The sequence below is a fragment of the Kocuria rhizophila genome (assembly GCF_003667225.1).
Lineage (GTDB): Bacteria > Actinomycetota > Actinomycetes > Actinomycetales > Micrococcaceae > Kocuria > Kocuria rhizophila.
In genome coordinates, this window is sequence record NZ_RCOM01000057.1 from 1 (window position 1) to 17056 (window position 17056).

16 protein-coding genes are annotated in these 17056 nt (G+C 71.6%); 5 read left to right on the forward strand and 11 right to left on the reverse strand.

Features of this window, described 5'->3' with window-relative positions:
• On the reverse strand, nucleotides 1–126 hold a 126-nt coding region (locus D9R02_RS12370), incomplete at its 3' end, for an acetyl-coenzyme A synthetase N-terminal domain-containing protein (RefSeq protein ID WP_147435340.1).
• 148 nt (nucleotides 127–274) lie between these two features.
• Between D9R02_RS12370 and D9R02_RS08375 the strand changes: the two genes are divergently transcribed.
• The 4 genes from D9R02_RS08375 (at nucleotide 275) to D9R02_RS08390 (ending at nucleotide 4664) form a co-directional block, all read left to right on the forward strand.
• The gene (locus tag D9R02_RS08375) at nucleotides 275–931 is read left to right on the forward strand and encodes a GntR family transcriptional regulator (RefSeq protein WP_121566727.1); all 657 of its coding nucleotides are present in this window, start codon (nucleotides 275–277) and stop codon (nucleotides 929–931) included.
• A gap of 64 nt (nucleotides 932–995) precedes the next feature.
• A complete protein-coding gene (locus D9R02_RS08380) occupies nucleotides 996–2528 on the forward strand; it encodes an MmgE/PrpD family protein (protein WP_019310957.1) in 1533 nt (510 codons plus the stop codon).
• 2 nt (nucleotides 2529–2530) lie between these two features.
• Nucleotides 2531–3442, forward strand: coding sequence for a methylisocitrate lyase (gene prpB / locus D9R02_RS08385; protein ID WP_019310956.1), 912 nt, complete (start codon nucleotides 2531–2533; stop codon nucleotides 3440–3442).
• A gap of 82 nt (nucleotides 3443–3524) precedes the next feature.
• Nucleotides 3525–4664: a bifunctional 2-methylcitrate synthase/citrate synthase gene (locus D9R02_RS08390; RefSeq protein WP_039101439.1), complete on the forward strand. Its 1140-nt coding sequence runs from the start codon at nucleotides 3525–3527 to the stop codon at nucleotides 4662–4664.
• A gap of 301 nt (nucleotides 4665–4965) precedes the next feature.
• Here D9R02_RS08390 and D9R02_RS08395 read toward each other — a convergent pair whose 3' ends face one another.
• From D9R02_RS08395 to D9R02_RS08440, 10 genes are all read right to left on the reverse strand, one after another.
• Nucleotides 4966–5949 (reverse strand): D-alanyl-D-alanine carboxypeptidase family protein, encoded by a 984-nt coding sequence (locus D9R02_RS08395; protein WP_052239291.1) that lies wholly within the window; start codon nucleotides 5947–5949, stop codon nucleotides 4966–4968.
• Nucleotides 5950–6039: 90 nt separating this feature from the next.
• Nucleotides 6040–7212, reverse strand: coding sequence for a site-specific tyrosine recombinase XerD (locus D9R02_RS08400; RefSeq protein WP_235005087.1), 1173 nt, complete (start codon nucleotides 7210–7212; stop codon nucleotides 6040–6042).
• The gene (locus D9R02_RS08405) at nucleotides 7209–7865 is read right to left on the reverse strand and encodes an NUDIX domain-containing protein (RefSeq protein WP_121566728.1); all 657 of its coding nucleotides are present in this window, start codon (nucleotides 7863–7865) and stop codon (nucleotides 7209–7211) included. The genes D9R02_RS08400 and D9R02_RS08405 overlap by 4 nt, the downstream gene beginning before the upstream one ends.
• 189 nt (nucleotides 7866–8054) lie before the next feature.
• A complete protein-coding gene (pyrG, locus tag D9R02_RS08410) occupies nucleotides 8055–9770 on the reverse strand; it encodes a CTP synthase (RefSeq protein ID WP_121566729.1) in 1716 nt (571 codons plus the stop codon).
• Nucleotides 9771–9802: 32 nt separating this feature from the next.
• The gene (recN, locus tag D9R02_RS08415; RefSeq protein ID WP_070636568.1) at nucleotides 9803–11515 is read right to left on the reverse strand and encodes a DNA repair protein RecN; all 1713 of its coding nucleotides are present in this window, start codon (nucleotides 11513–11515) and stop codon (nucleotides 9803–9805) included.
• Nucleotides 11512–12594, reverse strand: coding sequence for an NAD kinase (locus D9R02_RS08420; protein ID WP_101888493.1), 1083 nt, complete (start codon nucleotides 12592–12594; stop codon nucleotides 11512–11514). The genes recN and D9R02_RS08420 overlap by 4 nt, the downstream gene beginning before the upstream one ends.
• A gap of 56 nt (nucleotides 12595–12650) precedes the next feature.
• Complete coding sequence (locus D9R02_RS08425; RefSeq protein WP_121566730.1) at nucleotides 12651–13418, reverse strand: TlyA family RNA methyltransferase; 768 nt, start codon at nucleotides 13416–13418, stop codon at nucleotides 12651–12653.
• Nucleotides 13415–14005: a hypothetical protein gene (locus tag D9R02_RS08430; protein ID WP_147435341.1), complete on the reverse strand. Its 591-nt coding sequence runs from the start codon at nucleotides 14003–14005 to the stop codon at nucleotides 13415–13417. The genes D9R02_RS08425 and D9R02_RS08430 overlap by 4 nt, the downstream gene beginning before the upstream one ends.
• Entirely contained in the window at nucleotides 14002–15039 is a 1038-nt protein-coding gene (locus D9R02_RS08435) for an HAD-IIA family hydrolase (protein ID WP_223246168.1), read from the reverse strand. Before D9R02_RS08435 ends, D9R02_RS08430 begins: the two co-directional genes overlap by 4 nt.
• Nucleotides 15029–16165: a hypothetical protein gene (locus D9R02_RS08440; RefSeq protein ID WP_070636571.1), complete on the reverse strand. Its 1137-nt coding sequence runs from the start codon at nucleotides 16163–16165 to the stop codon at nucleotides 15029–15031. The genes D9R02_RS08435 and D9R02_RS08440 overlap by 11 nt, the downstream gene beginning before the upstream one ends.
• Before the next feature lie 195 nt (nucleotides 16166–16360).
• Between D9R02_RS08440 and D9R02_RS08445 the strand changes: the two genes are divergently transcribed.
• A partial coding sequence (locus D9R02_RS08445; RefSeq protein ID WP_220700418.1) for a hypothetical protein occupies nucleotides 16361–17056 on the forward strand: 696 nt, incomplete at its 3' end.

Below are 17056 nucleotides of genomic sequence, written 5' to 3' on the forward strand. Positions count from 1 at the left end.
GATCCACTCCACGGCGTCGGCGGCGTCCAGCCAGAAGCGCTCGGGATCATCCACGCTCGCGCGGTAGACGGATTCGTAGGTGGGCTGCGACATGGCGTCCTCCGGACGTGGTGCTGGGGCGGGCATCGGCGTACCTTCATGCTAGTGCCCTGCATCACACCCGGCAAGAGTTGAGTATACACGAGGCCTGCAATAACCCAATGATTCCGCGGTTTGATTGGATCGCGCGCCCTGGGTGTATACAATGGGGTCACCACTACGCCAGGAGGAGCACATGCGAGCTGGAGAACGCGCGTACCGCGAGCTGCGCGCTGACATCGTGTCCTGGCGCCTGACCCCCGGGCAGGTGCTCGGGGAGGTGGACCTCTCCGAGCGGCTCGGGATCTCCCGCACCCCGGTGCGCGAGGCCCTGTCCCGGCTCACCGCGGACGGGCTGACCGAGCCGCACAACGGCCGCGGCGTCGTCGTCAGCGCGATCTCCTCCGAGGACGTCCGCGCGCTGTACGAGCTGCGGGACACCCTGGACTGCCGGGCCGCGGAGCTGGCCGCCGAGCGCGGCGACCGCGAGACCTTCCGGGAGCTCGCGGAGCAGCTCTCGCACATCGCGGAGACGCTCACCGGCGATCCGGACCACGTCGCGTACTACGAGCTCGTGGACCGCATGGACGCGGAGATCGACGCCGCCGCGCAGAACCCCTACCTGCAGCAGGCGCTGGCCAACGTGCGGCTGCACCTCGCGCGGGTCCGCCGGCTGTCCACGTCCAACCCGCGCCGTCTGGCCGTCGCCGCCGCGGAGCACGAGGCCATCGCCCGCGCGATCGCGGAGAGCGACGCCGCCCTGGCCGTGGCCACCACCCGCGTCCACCTCAAGAACGCGCTCGGCAACGCCCTGCGCACCCCCGAGCTCGCCGCCGTCCCGGTGGCCTCCTGAGCGGCCGCCCAGGGGCACCACGACCACGTCGAAAACCACGCACCACGCACCGAAAGGAACACCCGTGACCGTCACACACACCGTGCGCACGTACTCCTCCAAGGAAGAGCTGCCCCGCGAGGAGCAGCTGGCCCACAAGCTCGCCTCCGTGGCCACCGACCCCGTGGCCGTGGAGCCCGAGGTGGTGGACATGGTGATCAACCGGATCATCGACAACGCCTCCGTGGCCATCGCCTCCCTGAACCGCGGCCCGATCGTCTCCGCGCGCTCCCAGGCGCTGTGCCACAAGGTGGTGCCGAACGCCGGGTTCTCCGGCCAGGGCTCCCTGCTCTACGGCGCCCCGGAGGACGACGCCGCCGTGTCCCCCGAGTGGGCCGCGTGGGCCAACGGCGTGGCCGTGCGCGAGCTGGACTACCACGACACCTTCCTCTCCGCGGAATACTCCCACCCCGGTGACAACATCCCGCCGATCCTCGCCGTGGCGCAGCACGTGGGCAGCACCGGCGAGGACCTGATCCGCGGCATCGCCACGGGCTACGAGGTCCAGGTGGACCTCGTGAAGGGCATCTGCCTGCACGAGCACAAGATCGACCACATCGCGCACATCGGCCCGTCCGCCTCCGCGGGCATCGGCACCCTGCTGGGCCTGGACACCGAGACGATCTTCCAGGCCATCGGCCAGGCGCTGCACACCACCACGCAGACCCGCCAGTCCCGCAAGGGCGAGATCTCCACGTGGAAGGCCCACGCCCCCGCGTTCGCCGGGAAGATGGCCGTGGAGGCCGTGGACCGTGCGATGCGCGGACAGACCTCCCCCACCCCCATCTACGAGGGTGAGGACGGCGTGATCGCGTGGCTGCTGTCCGGCCCCAAGGCCAGCTACGAGGTGCCCCTGCCCGCCCCGGGCGAGGCCAAGCGCGCCATCCTGGACACGTACACCAAGGAGCACTCCGCGGAGTACCAGGCGCAGGCGTGGATCGACCTGGCCCGCAAGCTGCACCGCGAGCACCCCGAGGTCACCGACCCCGCCAATGTGGAGTCGGTGCTCATCAGGACCTCCCACCACACCCACTACGTGATCGGCTCCGGGGCCAACGACCCCCAGAAGTACGACCCCACGGCCTCGCGCGAGACCCTGGACCACTCCATCCCCTACATCTTCACGGTCGCCCTGCAGGACGGCGCGTGGCACCACGTGGACTCCTACGCACCGGAGCGCGCCGGCCGCCCGGACACTGTGGAGCTGTGGCACAAGGTCACCACGGAGGAGGATCCCGAGTGGACCCGCCGCTACCACTCCCTGGACATCTCGGAGAAGGCGTTCGGCGGCTCCGTGGAGATCACCATGAAGGACGGCTCCGTGGTCACGGACCAGATCGCCGTGGCGGACGCCCACCCGCTCGGTGCGCGGCCGTTCGCCCGCGAGCAGTACATCACCAAGTTCCGCACCCTGGCCGAGGGTCTCGTGGCCCCCGAGGAGATCGAGCGCTTCCTGGACACCGTCCAGCGCCTGCCCGAGCTCAAGGCCGGGGAGCTGGGGCAGCTCAACATCGCCGCCGCAGTGGAGCTGGAGAAGTCGCCGAAGGGAATCTTCTGATCATGCTGTACACCACCGTGACCCCCGCCCAGAAGCGTGAGCGCTTCCGCGAGCTGCTCGCCGCACCGGAGATCGCCCAGTTCCCGGGCGCCTTCACCCCGCTGTCCACCAAGCTCATCCAGGAGCAGGGCTTCGAGGGCGTCTACATCTCCGGCGGCGTGCTGGCCAACGAGCTCGGGCTGCCGGACATCGGGCTGACCACGCTCACCGAGGTCGCCACCCGCGCCGGTCAGATCGCCCGCGGCACGGACCTGCCGTGCCTCGTGGACGCCGACACCGGTTTCGGTGAGCCCATGAACGTGGCGCGCACCGTGCAGGAGCTCGAGGACGCTGGGCTGGCCGGGTGCCACATCGAGGACCAGTTCAACCCCAAGCGCTGCGGCCACCTGGACGGCAAGAACGTGGTGGACACCGCCACCGCCGTCAAGCGCATCCGCGCCGCCGTGGAGGCCCGCCGGGACCCGAACTTCGTGGTGATGGCACGCACCGACATTCGCGGCGTGGACGGTTTCGACGCCGCCGTGGAGCGTGCCCAGGCGCTCGCCGAGGCCGGCGCGGACGTGATCTTCCCCGAGGCCATGGCGGACCTCTCGGAGTTCGAGCGCATGGCCGAGGCGCTTGACGTCCCGATCCTCGCGAACATGACCGAGTTCGGGAAGTCCGAGCTGTTCACCAGGCAGCAGCTGCAGGACGCGGGGGTGTCGATGATCATCTACCCCGTGTCCCTGGAGCGCCAGGCCATGGGTGCCATCGAACGTCTGCTCACCACCATCCGAGAGGACGGCACCCAGCAGGCGCAGGTGGAGAACATGCTCACGCGCAAGCGGCTCTACGAGCTGGTGGACTACACCGGGTACAACCAGTTCGACTCCGGGGTCTTCAACTTCGAGGTGCCGGGCACCCCGAACTCCTGACTCCCCGTTCCCACCCCGCCTACTCTGGTGGGGTGGGAACCATCACACGTTCTTAGTCCACAGCTGTCGAAGGAGATCAACCGTGGCCGATACCGAAATCCGCAAGGGACTCGCCGGTGTGGTGGCGGACGCCACCGCCGTGTCCAAGGTCAACGCCGAGACCAACTCCCTGCTCTACCGGGGCTACCCCGTGCAGGAGCTCGCCGAGAAGTGCTCCGCGGAGGAGGTGGCCCTGCTGCTGTGGAACGGCGAGCTGCCGTCCGCGGAGGAGCTCGAGGCCTTCCGCACCCTCGAGCGCGAGAACCGCGCCCTGACCCCCGAGCTCAAGCGCGTGATCGACGAGCTGCCCACCACGTGCCACCCCATGGACGTGTGCCGCACCGCCGCGTCCGTGATCGGCGCCCAGCACCCCCTGGCGGAGGACAACTCCCCCGAGGCCGAGCTGCGCAAGGCCCAGGAGCTCTTCGCGGTCATGCCCGCCGTGGTCTGCTACGACCAGCGCCGCCGTCACGGCCAGGAGGTCGTGGAGCCCCGCGAGGACCTGGACTACGCGCAGAACTTCCTGTGGATGGCCTTCGGCGAGGAAGCTGCCCCCGAGGTGGTGGACGCGTTCCGCGTGTCGATCATCCTGTACGCGGAGCATTCCTTCAACGCGTCCACCTTCACGGCGCGCGTGATCACCTCCACGCTGTCGGACCTGCACTCCGCGGTCACCGGTGCGATCGGCGCCCTCAAGGGACCGCTGCACGGCGGCGCCAACGAGGCCGTGATGCACACCTTCGAGGAGCTCGGGATCCGCAAGGAGGAGACCGCCGAGGAGGCCGAGAAGCGCGCCAAGGAGTGGATGGACCAGGCGCTGGCCGAGAAGAAGAAGGTCATGGGCTTCGGGCACCGCGTGTACAAGCACGGTGACTCCCGCGTGCCCACCATGCAGGACGCCCTGTTCCGCATGCTGGAGCACTACGACCGCCAGGAGATCCTGGGGCTCTACAACGGCCTGGCCAAGTCCATGGACGAGGCCAAGTCCATCAAGCCCAACCTGGACTACCCCGCCGGCCCCACGTACTGGCTCATGGGCTTCGACATCCCCACGTTCACGCCCATCTTCGTGTGCGCGCGGATCGCGGGCTGGACGGCCCACATCATGGAGCAGCGCGCGAACAACTCCCTGATCCGCCCGCTCTCGGACTACAACGGCCCGGACGAGCGCCACCTCAGCTGAGCACGCCACCGGACCGGAACGCCCGCGGGGCCCCCGGTCCGGTGCACCGCCGCTCGTGAGCAGCACCACGCAGACGACCCGTGGCCCCTCTGATGGGCCACGGGTCGCCTTGTCTACAGTGCCGTCCTCCCCGGGCGCGGGCCCCGCACTCGCTCACCGCACATCGCGGGTTGACCGCACATCACTCGTTCACCACCCGTGGCTCGTCCACCGCTCGTCGCGTGTCCACCGCACGTGGCTCGTGCCCGGTGCGGTCCCGGGCCGCAGTGCGCGGCCGTCTCGGTGGCCACTGCGGGAGGGGTCAGTAGCTGGGAGCGCCGGGCAGGCCCAGGTAGGACTCCAGGTCGGGTTTCCCGCTGTTCTTCACGCTCGTGGCGGTGTCCTCGCCCACGTAGCGCAGGTGCCACGGTTCGTAGGCGTAGCCGGTGGTGCCCGTGCGCCCGTCCGGGTACCGCACCACGAACCCGTGCTCGTGCGCGTGATCGGCCACCCAGCGGCCCTGAGGGGTGTCCTCGAAGCACGCGAGCAGGGCGCACGAACCGTCCGGCGCGCCCACGTCGATGGCCAGACCGGTCTGGTGCTCCGAGTGCCCGGGGCGCGCGGAGATCGAGTCGGCGGTCTCCCGTCCGTACGTCGAGGTGTACTGCTCGTACAGTCCCACCTGCGTGGCGTAGTCCCGGTACCCGCTCACGGCTGTGAGCTCCACCCCCTGCTCCGCCGCAGCGCGTGACATCCGCTCGTACGCGGCCGCGGCGTCGTCGCGCAGCTGCACGCCCCCGCCCACGTCCCGCAGCGGAGCGGGCGCGTAGTCCTGCGGGGACAGCGCCCGCTGCTTGTTGACGACGACGCCCGCGCTGGCTGCCTCGTCCACGTCCCGGTGCACGGTGGTGCCGTCCGCCTCGGTCCACGTGATGCTCCCGCGCTGGTAGCGCACCTCGCACGTCCCGTCGGAACAGGTTTCCCGGCTCACCGGGTAGCTGAGCGGCCCGTGCTCGGATCCCTCGGCCCGCCACCGGGCGTAGATCGCTCCGCGCTGCGCCCGCGCGCCCGTGTCGGGCGACCAGTAGATGGCGCCCTTGTCGTACTCGCGGTAGCACCCCTTGTCCCGGAGCTCGCACGACTCCTCGGACGTGGGCTCGCCGAGCCAGTCCTGGGCCTGCGGCAGGCCGTCGTACTCGGCCTCGATGCCCGTCACGGCGGAGGCGGGAGTCGTTCCGGCCGAGAGCAGGGTCGCGGCGAGCGGAACGGCCAGAAGGGCGGAGGGCAGGCGCGTGAACGGTTTCATCCCTCCCAGGGTAGACCGGGTCCGTGACGGCAGGGTGAACGGCCGGAGGTGGTGGAGCACTCGCCGGCCCGCCCACTGGGCGGGTCCGGCTCAACGGGCCCGCGGGTGGGACGTGGCGTACACCTCGCGCAGGGACTCCACGGACACCCTCGTGTAGATCTGCGTGGTGGCCAGGGATGCGTGCCCCAGCAGCTCCTGCACCACGCGCAGGTCCGCGCCGCCCTCGAGCAGGTGGGTGGCAAAGGAGTGCCGCAGCGTGTGGGGCGTGATCCTGTCCTCCAGGTGGATGGTGCGCGCGGCGTCCTTGACCATGCTCCAGGCGGTCTGCCGTGAGATCCGTGAGCCCCGGGCGTTGAGGAACACGGCGGGAGTTCCCCTGCCGTGGCGCGCCAGCTCGGGGCGTGCGCGCACCAGGTAGCGGTCCAGCGCGGTCACGGCGTACGAGCCCACGGGCACCAGCCGGTGCTTGTCCCCCTTGCCCACGAGCCGGATCAGCGCGAGATCCTCGTCGTGCAGGCCCGCGAGGTCGTCCACGTCCAGGGCCACAGCCTCCGAGATGCGCGCACCGGTGGCGTAGAGCAGCTCGAGGAACGCGCGGGCGCGCAGTCCCGCGGGCGTCTCGGGATCGGGGGCCGCCAGCAGGTTCTCCACCTCGGTGACCCCGATCGCCTTCGGCAGCCGCTGCGGCGGCGGCGGCGGGCTGACCCGCGAGGCCACGTCCGCGTCCACGGTCGACTCGGTGGCCCAGAACGCGTGGGCCCCGCGCACCGCGGCGAGCACCCGGGCGCTGCTGCGCGCCGAGAGGGGCGGGTGCTCGTCGTCCCCCTCCCGCAGCACACGGATGAACGCCCGCACGTGGTCGGTGGTGATGTCCCGCGGCACGCGCACGTCCGGCGCGGTCCGCGTGAGGTGGGCCAGGTAGCGACTCAGGTCACGCCGGTAGGCGGTCACCGTGTTCTGTGCCAGTCCGCGCTCCACCACCAGGTGGTCCAGGTAGCGCCCCACGGCCCGCACCAGTTCCACCGCGGGCTCCTGCTCCGAGGCCGACGCCGCTGGCTCCCGTCTGGCGGGCTCCTGCACCACCACGGGAAGCGGCTCCGTGTCGGGACCGGTCTCCGGCTGCGCGGCCTCCCCGTTCCGGGCGACCCGCGGGGAGGCATCCGGCGTCCCGCTCCGCCGCGGCAACCTGTCCGGGGACCCCGCCTCCGCCGCGTTGAGACCCCGGCGTGGGTTCTCCGCACTCAGCCGCTGGTGGTCGTTCACCCGGCGTGCTGAGGGCGGGCCGACCACGGCGCGTCCGGAGCCCGCAGAGTGCTCCAGTCGCGGGCGCGGGCGAGGTGCGCGGCCAGGACGCCCAGTGCAGCGGCCGGGGACGTGAGGCGGCCGTCCAGCACGGCGGCCACGGCGTCGTCGAGATCCGCGAAGCCGGCGACGATCTCCGCTTCCTCGCCCTCCCGCGTGAACCGCTGGGCCGCCGGGACCTCGCTGAGCCCCCGCGCCAGGAAGATCCGGTTGGCCTCGGCCGAGGAACCCGGGGAGTTGTCGAAGTCCACGAGCGTGTCCCACTGCTCGGCGCGCAGGTCCGCCTCCTCCCCCAGTTCACGCTGGGCCGCGTCCAGGGCGGGCTCGCCCGAGATGTCCAGGAGGCCGGCGGGGATCTCCCACATGCGCAGCCGCACCGGGTGACGGTACTGGTTGATCAGCAGCACCCGGTCGCGCTCGTCGAGGGCCACGATCGAGACCGCCCCGGGGTGGGTGATGAACTCTCGGGTGAGCGCGTTCTCCTGGCCCGCCATGCGAAACGTCTCCCGGCACACGTCCCAGATCGCGCCGTCGAACACGGTCTCCGAGGACTCCGCCGCGTGGGGGTCGGGGGTGTCGTGCAACTGCTCAGAGGTGATGTCGGTGAAGTCCATGGTGTCTCCGTTCGGTGGTCGGTGGCCCGTCACTGGCGGCGGGATGTGCGGGACCGTGGTGGTCGCCGAGCAGTCACGGCGCCGGGTGCATACGCCCGGATCGCGTCCTCCAGGGACGAGCACGGGGTGACGAACGGGCCCCGACAACCGGTGGTGCGTCGTCGGGGCCCGTGTCAGAAGAGCTGCGGATCAGGCGTGCGCCTGCACGCCGCGCCGCTCCAGGGCGGCCCGGACCAGACCGTCGAAGAGCGGGTGGGGGCGCGTGGGACGCGACGCGAGCTCGGGGTGCGCCTGGGTGGCCACGTAGTACGGGTGCTCCTCGCGGGGCAGCTCCACGAACTCCACGAGGGTGCCCTCCGGCGAGGTGCCCGAGATCCGCAGCCCGGCCTCGGCCAGGGCGTCGCGGTACGCGTTGTTGACCTCGTAGCGGTGGCGGTGGCGCTCGGAGACCTCGGTGGTGCCATAGGTCTCGGCCACCACGGAGCCCTCGGCGAGTGCGGCGGGGGACAGGCCCAGACGCATGGTGCCGCCCAGATCACCCGCGCCCTCGACGAACTGCTTCTGCTCCTCCATGGTCGCGATCACGGGGGTGTCGGTCTCGGGGTCGAACTCGGTGGAGGACGCGTTGGGCAGCCCCACCTCGTTGCGCGCGTACTCGATGACCATGCACTGCAGGCCCAGGCACAGCCCCAGGGTGGGAACCTTGTGCTGACGCGCCCACGTCAGCGCGCCCAGCTTGCCCTCCAGGCCACGGATGCCGAAGCCTCCGGGCACGCAGATGGCGTCCACGTCGCCGAGTTCGCGCTGCGCCCCCTCGGGGGTGTCGCACAGGTCCGAGGCCACCCACTTGAGGTTGACCTTGGCGTTGTTGGCGAACCCGCCCGCGCGCAGGGCCTCGGAGACCGAGAGGTACGCGTCCGGGAGGTCGATGTACTTGCCCACGAGGGCCACCGTGACCTGGTGCTCGGGCTCGTGCACCGCGGTGAGCAGACGCGACCACTGCCGCAGGTCCGCGTCCTGGTAGTCCAGACCCAGGTAGTCGAGGATGTACGTGTCCAGGCCCTGGGTGTGCAGGGTGTTGGGGATGTCGTAGATGCTCGGTGCGTCTGCGCAGGAGATCACGGCGTCCAGGTCCACGTCGCACGCGCTGCCGATCTTGCGCAGCATGGCGTCCGGGACGTCCCGGTCGCAGCGCAGCACGAGGGCGTCCGGCTGGATGCCGAGACCGCGCAGCGTGGCCACGGAGTGCTGGGTGGGCTTGGTCTTGAGCTCGCCGGACGGGCCGATGAACGGGATCAGGGACACGTGCAGGTAGAACACGTTGCGCCGCCCCACGTCCTGGCGCACCTGGCGGGCAGCCTCGATGAACGGCTGGGACTCGATGTCGCCCACCGTGCCGCCGATCTCGGTGATGATGATGTCCGGGGCGTTCTCGTCCTCGGCGCGGCGGCGCATGCGGCGCTTGAGCTCGTCCGTGATGTGGGGAATCACCTGCACCGTGTCCCCGAGGTACTCGCCGCGGCGCTCCTTGGCGATCACCGTGGAGTACACCTGCCCGGTGGTCACGTTGGCGGAGGCGTCCAGGTTCTCGTCCAGGAAGCGTTCGTAGTGCCCGATGTCCAGGTCCGTCTCCGCGCCGTCGTCGGTCACGAAGACCTCGCCGTGCTGGAACGGGTTCATGGTGCCCGGATCCACGTTCAGATAGGGATCCAGCTTCTGCATGGTCACGGACAGCCCGCGTGCTCGCAGGAGCATGCCGAGCGAAGATGCGGTGAGCCCCTTGCCGAGGGACGAGGCCACACCACCCGTGACGAAGATCTGCCGGGTCACCTTGCCGTTGTTCTTTTCTGTGCCTGCCTCGCGGGCGGCGTCCTGAGCATCAACCACGGGATTCGAGCCTACCATTCGTGTCGTGTGCGGGGTACGGGGGTCTGCGGTCATGCGGTGGCGTCCCGCAGGAGTTCACGGGCGTGCTCGCGGGCGGCGTCCGAGTCCTCGTGCCCGGCGAGCATCCGCGCCAGCTCGACCACCCGTTCCTCCTCGGTGAGGACCTTCACGTCCGAGACGCTCGAGTCCGAGGACTTGGTCACGAGGATGTGCTGGTCCGCGAAGGCCGCCACCTGGGGCAGGTGGGTGACCACCAGGACCTGCACGTTGCGGGCGAGCATCTTGAGCCGGCGTCCGATCTCCACGGCCGCCTTGCCGCCCACCCCGGAATCCACTTCGTCGAAGACGAACGTGGGCACGGGATCCACCTCGGAGAGCACCACCTCCAGCGCCAGCATGATGCGGGAGAGCTCACCGCCCGAGGCGCCCTTGCCGAGCGGACGCGGGGTGGCCTGGGCGTGCGGGGCGAGCATGAACTCGACGGTGTCCCGGCCGTCATCCGTGAAGCGCTCCGAGGGCTCCACCGCCACCACGAGAGATGCGTTGGGCATGGCCAGTGCCGTGAGCTCCGCACTCACGGCGGCCGCCAGCTTCTCCGCGGCCGCGCGCCGCAGCGTCAGCAGGGTGGCGGCGTGCTTCTCGAGGGACGCGTGCAGCTTCTCCCCCTCGGCCCGCAGCTGCTCCTCGCGCTGGGGGTCCACCACGAGCTCGTCCAGCTGGGTGCGCGCCTCGTCCGCCCAGCTCAGCACCTCGTCGATCGTGGCACCGTACTTCTTGGTCAGAGCGCGCAGCGCGCTGCGGCGGGCCTCGACCTCCGCGAGGCGCGCCGGGCCGTCCTCGTCCAGACCGCTCGCGTAGCCGGAGAGGTCCGCGGCCACGTCGGCGGCCACCACGGTCAGCTCGCGCACACGGGCTGCGAGCGCCGCGAGGTCCGGGTCCGCGTCGGACTCCAGCTCGAGGGCCTGCTGGGCGTGGGACAGCAGGGCCACGGCGTTGGCCTCCGGGGCGTCGTCGGCCTCGGAACCGCTGAGGGCCGCGTGCGCGGTGGTGGCCGCGGTGCGCAGGGACTCCAGGTTGGTGAGCTTCTCGCTCTCGGCGTCCAGCTGCGTGTCCTCGCCCGGGACGGGCTCCACCGCGTCGATTTCCGCGAGGGCTGTGGTGAGACTCTGCGCCTGCAGCGCGCGTTCGCGGGAGTTCTCCTTGGCGGCCCGCAGGGTGGCGACGACGCTGCGGTAGCGGGCGAGCTCCTCCCGGTACACGGCGAGCTCGGCCGCGACCGGCTGCCCCGCGTAGTCGTCCAGGGCCGTGCGCTGCGCCCCGGCGGACTTCAGCCGCAGCTGGTCCGACTGGCCGTGCACGGCCACGAGGGACTCCCCCACCGCAGCGAGCGTTCCCACGGGTGCCGACCGTCCTCCAACGTGGGCGCGGCTGCGCCCCTCCGCAGAGACGGTGCGTGAGATCAGGATGAGCGCTTCGTCGCCGCCCCCGACCTCCTCGCGGTCCACGGTGCCGCCCGACTCCTCCACGAGCCCGACCGCCGCGTGGTCCACCGGCACGCGCACGGTGGCCTCCGCGAGCGCCTTGGAGCTGCCCGAGCGCACCGCGCCGGCGTCCGCGCGGTTGCCCAGGAGCATGCCGAGGGCCGTGACCACCATGGTCTTTCCGGCCCCGGTCTCGCCCGAGAGGATCGAGAGACCCGGGCCCAGGGGCAGGACGGCGTCGGTGATGACGCCGAGGTCGTGGATGTGGATTTCCTCGATCATGATCCGCTGGTTCCGTTCAGGTCATCGGCGTCCGGGGTGCAGGTCCCGCCACGTCCCCGTGGTCCGTGGTGCGGGATCTCCCGCCCCACGCTGAGCTTGGGCTGGGAGAGGTCCTGCGCCACCACCGTGGTGGGCTGGACCATGGGCAGCGCGGTGGTCATGGACTCCACCTGCTCACCGGGCCGGGGGCCGCGCCACCCGGCAATCGGCAGTTCGAACTTCTTGACTAGCCGTTCGGAGAAGGGCGTGGCGTGCATGCGCGCGAGGTTCACGGACTTCTCGGAGCGCCGCACCTCGATCCTGGACCCGGGCGGCAGGTCCACGGTGCGCCGGCCGTCGCACCACAGCACGCCGCGGGCGTCCGTTCGGGTGAGGACCTCCACGGCCAGCATGGAGCGCGGGGAGATCACCAGTGGACGGGAGAACAGCGCGTGGGCGGACAGCGGCACCATGAGCAGGGCCTCGACCTCCGGCCACACCACGGGCCCACCCGCGGAGAACGCATAGGCGGTGGATCCTGTAGGGGTTGCCATGACCACGCCGTCGCACCCGAAGGTGGACAGCGGGCGGCGGTCCACCTCGGTGACCACCTCGATCATCTTCTCGCGGTCACCCTTCTCCACGGAGGCCTCGTTCAGCGCCCACGTGTGCAGGACCTTGCGCCGGTGCTCCCACACGGTGACGTCCAGCGCCATGCGGCGTTCCACCGTGTACCTCCCGTCCACGATGGCCTCGACGGTCTCGTTCAGACCCGAGCGCTCGGACTCCGCGAGGAAACCGACGTGCCCCAGGTTCACGCCCAGCAGCGGGGTGTCCACTCCCCGGACGAGCTCCGCCGCGCGCAGGATCGAGCCGTCGCCACCGAGAACCATGACGATCTCGATGTCCTTGAGGGCGACGTCCTCCTCGAGGATCTCCACAGGGGACATGTCCAGCCCGTCCGCGCACAGCGCCTCGAGGTCCGGACGTGAGAGCACGGGGACCAGCCCCGCGGAGTGCAGCTGCGCGCACGACTGGCGCGCGGCGTCCTTCGCCTCGGGACGGCCCGTGTGGGTCATCACCAGGATCTTCCGGCTCACGTGCTGCAGATCATCCTCCTGCGTTCGGCTCCCACCGTGCGTTGACGCGTTCCACACTACGCGAGCACTCCGACGCCGCCGGCGGTCCGCGGGCGGCGGCACCGCACGAAGAACTCCACGTTGCCGTCCTGGCCGGGCAGCGGGCTCGGGGCTGTGGCCAGGACGTCCAGCCCGACGTCGCCCGCACGGTCCGTGACGCGCCGCACCGCGTCCTCGCGGGCCTGCTCGGACGTGACCACTCCCGTGCGGGACAGGTTGTGGACTCCCACCTCGAACTGTGGCTTGACCATGAGCAGCAGGTCCCCTCCGGGCTCCGTGGCACGGGCCAGGGCCCCGACCACGAGGGTGAGGGAGATGAACGAGAGGTCGCACACCGTGAGCTGCGCCGGGCCGCCGATCTGCTCCGGCTCCAGGTACCGCACGTTGAGTCCTTCGTGGACGAGCACCCGGGGATCTGCACGCAGCTCGGGGACCAGCTGGTCGTGTCCCACGTCCACGGCGACCACTTCGCGGGCACCCCGGCGCAGCAGGACGTCGGTGAAGCCGCCCGTGGAGGCTCCGGCGTCCAGGCACCGCCTGCCCGCGGGGTCCACGTCCGGGAAGCACCCCAGCGCACCCGCCAGCTTGTGGCCGGCACGGCTCACGTACTCCTCCTCGGCCGATGCCGCGACCTCCACCACGTCCTGCTCCCCCACCGAGGTGGCCGGCTTCGTGACCGCGACACCGTTGACGGCCACTCGGCCGTCCTTGATCCACGACGCAGCAGTGGTGCGCGAACGCGCGAGTCCGCGCTCCGTCAGCACCCGGTCGAGTCGCGGGGTCACCGTGGCTCGCGTCTGGCCGGGCGATTTTGGCCAGCTGCCTTGTCGGGAACCGTAGCCACCGAGGCCGGTGGCTCCGGCGACTGGGACGTCAGGGACTGTGACCCTAGGAGCTGCGAGTCTGAGAGCTGCGCCCCCGAGGGAATCAGCCCGGCGGGCAGGGCCCCCGGATCCTGTGCCAGGATCCGCTCCAGCTCCGTGTGCAGTTCGGCGAACGCCGCAGCCCGGTGGGCCACGGGCATCCGGGTGATGCCGGCCTCACGCGCGAGCACGGCGTCGACCGGCCCGAACCCCGTCCGGGGGACGACGTCGCTCGGGACGTCCTCCCGTCCGGACCCGTACCCCACGGACGACTCCTGCCGCGCGGCCGGATCCTGCGGCGCGAACGGATCCTGCGGCGCGGACCGATCGTGGTCGGTGGAGGTGCCGCGCGGCGTCGTCGGCCCCGGGACTGAGCCGTTGGGAACGGGTACGTCGAGGGTGGACGTCGCCTCGGGCCCGGAGGCCGTCCCGTCCACCGTGGCCGCGTCCTTCGGAGCGGACGAGCCGCGTGGGAGCGCTGCGGCCTCGGGATCCGGTTCGCGGTTCACGAGGGGTCCTTCCACCGCAGCTGCGGCTCCGTGGGCTGCTCGGCATCCGGGTGCGCGTTCCACCACGCGGCGCAGGCCGCGCGCCAGCCGTCCAGGTGGTCCTTCTCCGCCGCCACGGACACGAGGTCACCCTCCACGTCCGCGACCGCGTCCCCGCACGTGGCCCGCACCCCGGGGCCGCGGTGCTCCACGGTGATCCGCGGGTACGGCTCGAAGAGCTCGCGGAGCGAACCCAGGAGGAACGTGGGCCGCTGCGCCGAGCACGCGGCCAGCACGGTGGCCGCAGAGTCCACTCCCGTGAGCACCTCGATGCTCCGCATCCGAGCGTTGTGCGCCCCCAGGATGTCGGTGTCCAGCCGATCCCCGACCACCGCCGGTCGTGTGGAGCCCACGCGGTCGGCGGCCTCCTGGAAGATCGGGGCCTCGGGCTTTCCCGCCACGAGCGGTTCCCGACCTGCAGCCGCGGCCACGGCCGCCACCAGGGTCCCGTTGCCCGGCGCAATGCCGCGCTCCTTGGGTATCGTGCGGTCGGTGTTGGTGGCGCACCACAGAACGGACTCGTCCGCGAGCGTGAACGCGGCCTCGGCGAGCTGCTCCCAGCCCAGGTGCGGATCGAAGCCCTGCACCACGGCCACGGGGTCGTCGGTCTGGGAGTCCACCGGCACCAGACCGACGCCACGGATCTCGTCGGCCAGCGCACTCGAGCCCGTGACCAGCACCCGGGCGGCGGGCCGCAGCCGCTGCGCGAGCAGAGTGGCCGCGGCCTGCGCCGAGCTGACCACGTGCTCCACCCTGGTGGGAGCCCCGAGAGCGGAGATGTGCTCCGCCACGGCGCTCGGTGGCCGGGAGGCATTGTTCGTGACGTACACGACGGCACGGCCGGAGCGCCGCACCTCGTCGAGAGCCTCCGGCGCGCCGTCGATCGCGTGCGGCCCCGCGTAGACCACACCGTCGAGGTCGCACAGCAGGGCGTCGAACCGCTCGATCAGCGGCGCGCCCTCGTCCACCTCGGTTCGAGCCCGCTCAGTCTGCACGGTGCTCCGGGGTTTCCTCGCCCGCGTGCTCAGCAGGCTCCGCCTCCTGGGCGGTGTCCCCGTGTGCTGCGGAATCGGCGCGATCGGCAGGCGCGTCCGTCTCTGCAGACGCACGCCGTGCAGCCGGCGCTGCGGAGCCGGAGGGCGCAGCCGTATCAGGGGCACCGGCGCCAGCAGCCGTCCCGGCCGTACCGGAGGGCCCGGCGGACTCGGCGGTCTCGGCAGAGACAGCGGTCCTGACAGACGCAGCGGTCTCGGCAGACTCGGAGGAAGAGTCAGACGCTCCCGCCGGCTCCGTGGGCGCCGGAGCCTCCGCCGGGTGGTCCGAGGACGTCCCGTCACCGGAACCGCGCTCCTCAGAGCCACCGACCTCAGAACGGTCGGCTGTTTCCGGCTCCGGTGCGCTGTGACGCCGTTGGGCCTCGCGCACGGTCCGCCGCGCCTCTTCCTCGTCGAGGTCGTCACCGAGGTCGACGATCTCGGGCTCGGAGAACTGGCCCATGCCCAAGGCAGCCTCCGCGACGATGGCCTGGCGCTCCCAGCCCATCGACTCCTTGTCCCGGCCCACGGCCCGCAGTGCCTCCGCGTAGGCACGGAAGAGCTTGGGGCTGTAGACGAAGCCCCGGTTCTTGTCGAGCTGCGGGATCTCGAGGGCGGCCAGGGCGGCGTCGTGGTCGCCCGCGTCGGCGTGGATGCCCGAGACGACCATGGCGAGCTCCGCCTTGGCCTCGGCATCCAGCTGCGCCGCGGCGTCGGAGGTCGCCTCCTCCATGGCCTTGTCCGAGCGGCCCAGGGCCCGCTGGCAGTCGACCATGAGGGGGAGGTGCTCCTGGGAGCCCGAGATGCGACGGTGGGTGCGCAGCTCCTTCAGTGCGAGCGCGTAGTCTCCCGCCGCGTAGGCCGCGACACCCGCGGCCTCGCGCACGACGCCGATGCGTCCCGCCTTGCGGACGGCCGCGTTCGCGTGCTCCAGCGCGAACTCGGGATCGTCGTCGAGGTAGCGCGCGGCCATCACGAGGTGCTGGGACACTCGTTCCGCGTTGCTGGGCTCAAGGGCCTTGAGCTCGTGGTGCATCGTGCGGTCGAGCTCCCGCCCCGTGACGTCCGCATCGATCTCCGGGGCCACGAACCGCGGGCGGGTGCCGTCGACACCGCGCCGGTCCGTGCGGTCGTACGAGCCGAACTCGCCACGGCGATCGCCCCCACGGGCGTGGCGGTCCTGCCCGTCCCGGTCGTGCCGCGCCTCGAAACGGTCCCCGCGGCCGCCGCTGCCTCCGCGGTCGTCCCGGTGCCCCCGTCCCGAGCCCGCAGCGGAACCACGGTGGTCGCGGGACTGGTATCCGCCACGGTCGTCCGCGCGGCCGCGACCGTCGCCGCGCGCATCCGACCGGGAGAAGCCGCCACTGCGGGGGGCGTCCCGGTGCCGGGCATCCCTGTCACCCCGGCGGTCCGCCGAGTCTCCCCGGTAACCGTCCCTGCCGCGTCCCGGCCCACCGGCACTGCCTCGTCGTTCCTCGCCGCCGCGCTCGTCGAAGCGGCGCCGATCGTTGCCGGACCCGTAGGACCGGCCGTCCCGACGATCGCGGTCCTGGCGCTCACGCCCACCGGAGCCCCGATCGTTCCGTCCGCGGTAGCCCTCCGATCCCCCGCTCTCACGACGCCGCACGTCCCGGTCGCCGCCGAAGCCACGGTTCCCGCGGTCCTCACGGCTCTGGTAGTCGTCCCGGGACCGCGAACCGCGATCATCGCGGCGACCCTCGAACCGGCGATCTCCTCGGTCGTCACGGCCCTGGTAGCCACCGCGTGCACCGTCACGCTCACCGCGGCGGTAGTCGCCGCGGTCGTCACGGCGGCGGTCGTCACGGCGGCGGTCGTCACGGCCGCCCGGGGCCCGGTCATCGCGCCGCTCCGGTCGTCCCCCTGCATAGCGGTCGTCGCGGCCGACACCGCGCCCAGGGCCTCGGCCCTCGCCGCGCCCCCGGTAGTCGTCCCGCTCGAAGCCGGCCTGGTAGCCATC

Coding starts and splice junctions, on each gene's coding strand:
- D9R02_RS08375 (WP_121566727.1), top strand. CDS start 275: ATGCGAGCTGGAGAACGCGCGTACCGCGAGCTGCGCGCTGACATCGTG.
- prpB (WP_019310956.1), top strand. CDS start 2,531: ATGCTGTACACCACCGTGACCCCCGCCCAGAAGCGTGAGCGCTTCCGC.
- D9R02_RS08395 (WP_052239291.1), bottom strand. CDS start 5,949: ATGAAACCGTTCACGCGCCTGCCCTCCGCCCTTCTGGCCGTTCCGCTC.
- D9R02_RS08405 (WP_121566728.1), bottom strand. CDS start 7,865: ATGGACTTCACCGACATCACCTCTGAGCAGTTGCACGACACCCCCGAC.
- pyrG (WP_121566729.1), bottom strand. CDS start 9,770: ATGGTAGGCTCGAATCCCGTGGTTGATGCTCAGGACGCCGCCCGCGAG.
- recN (WP_070636568.1), bottom strand. CDS start 11,515: ATGATCGAGGAAATCCACATCCACGACCTCGGCGTCATCACCGACGCC.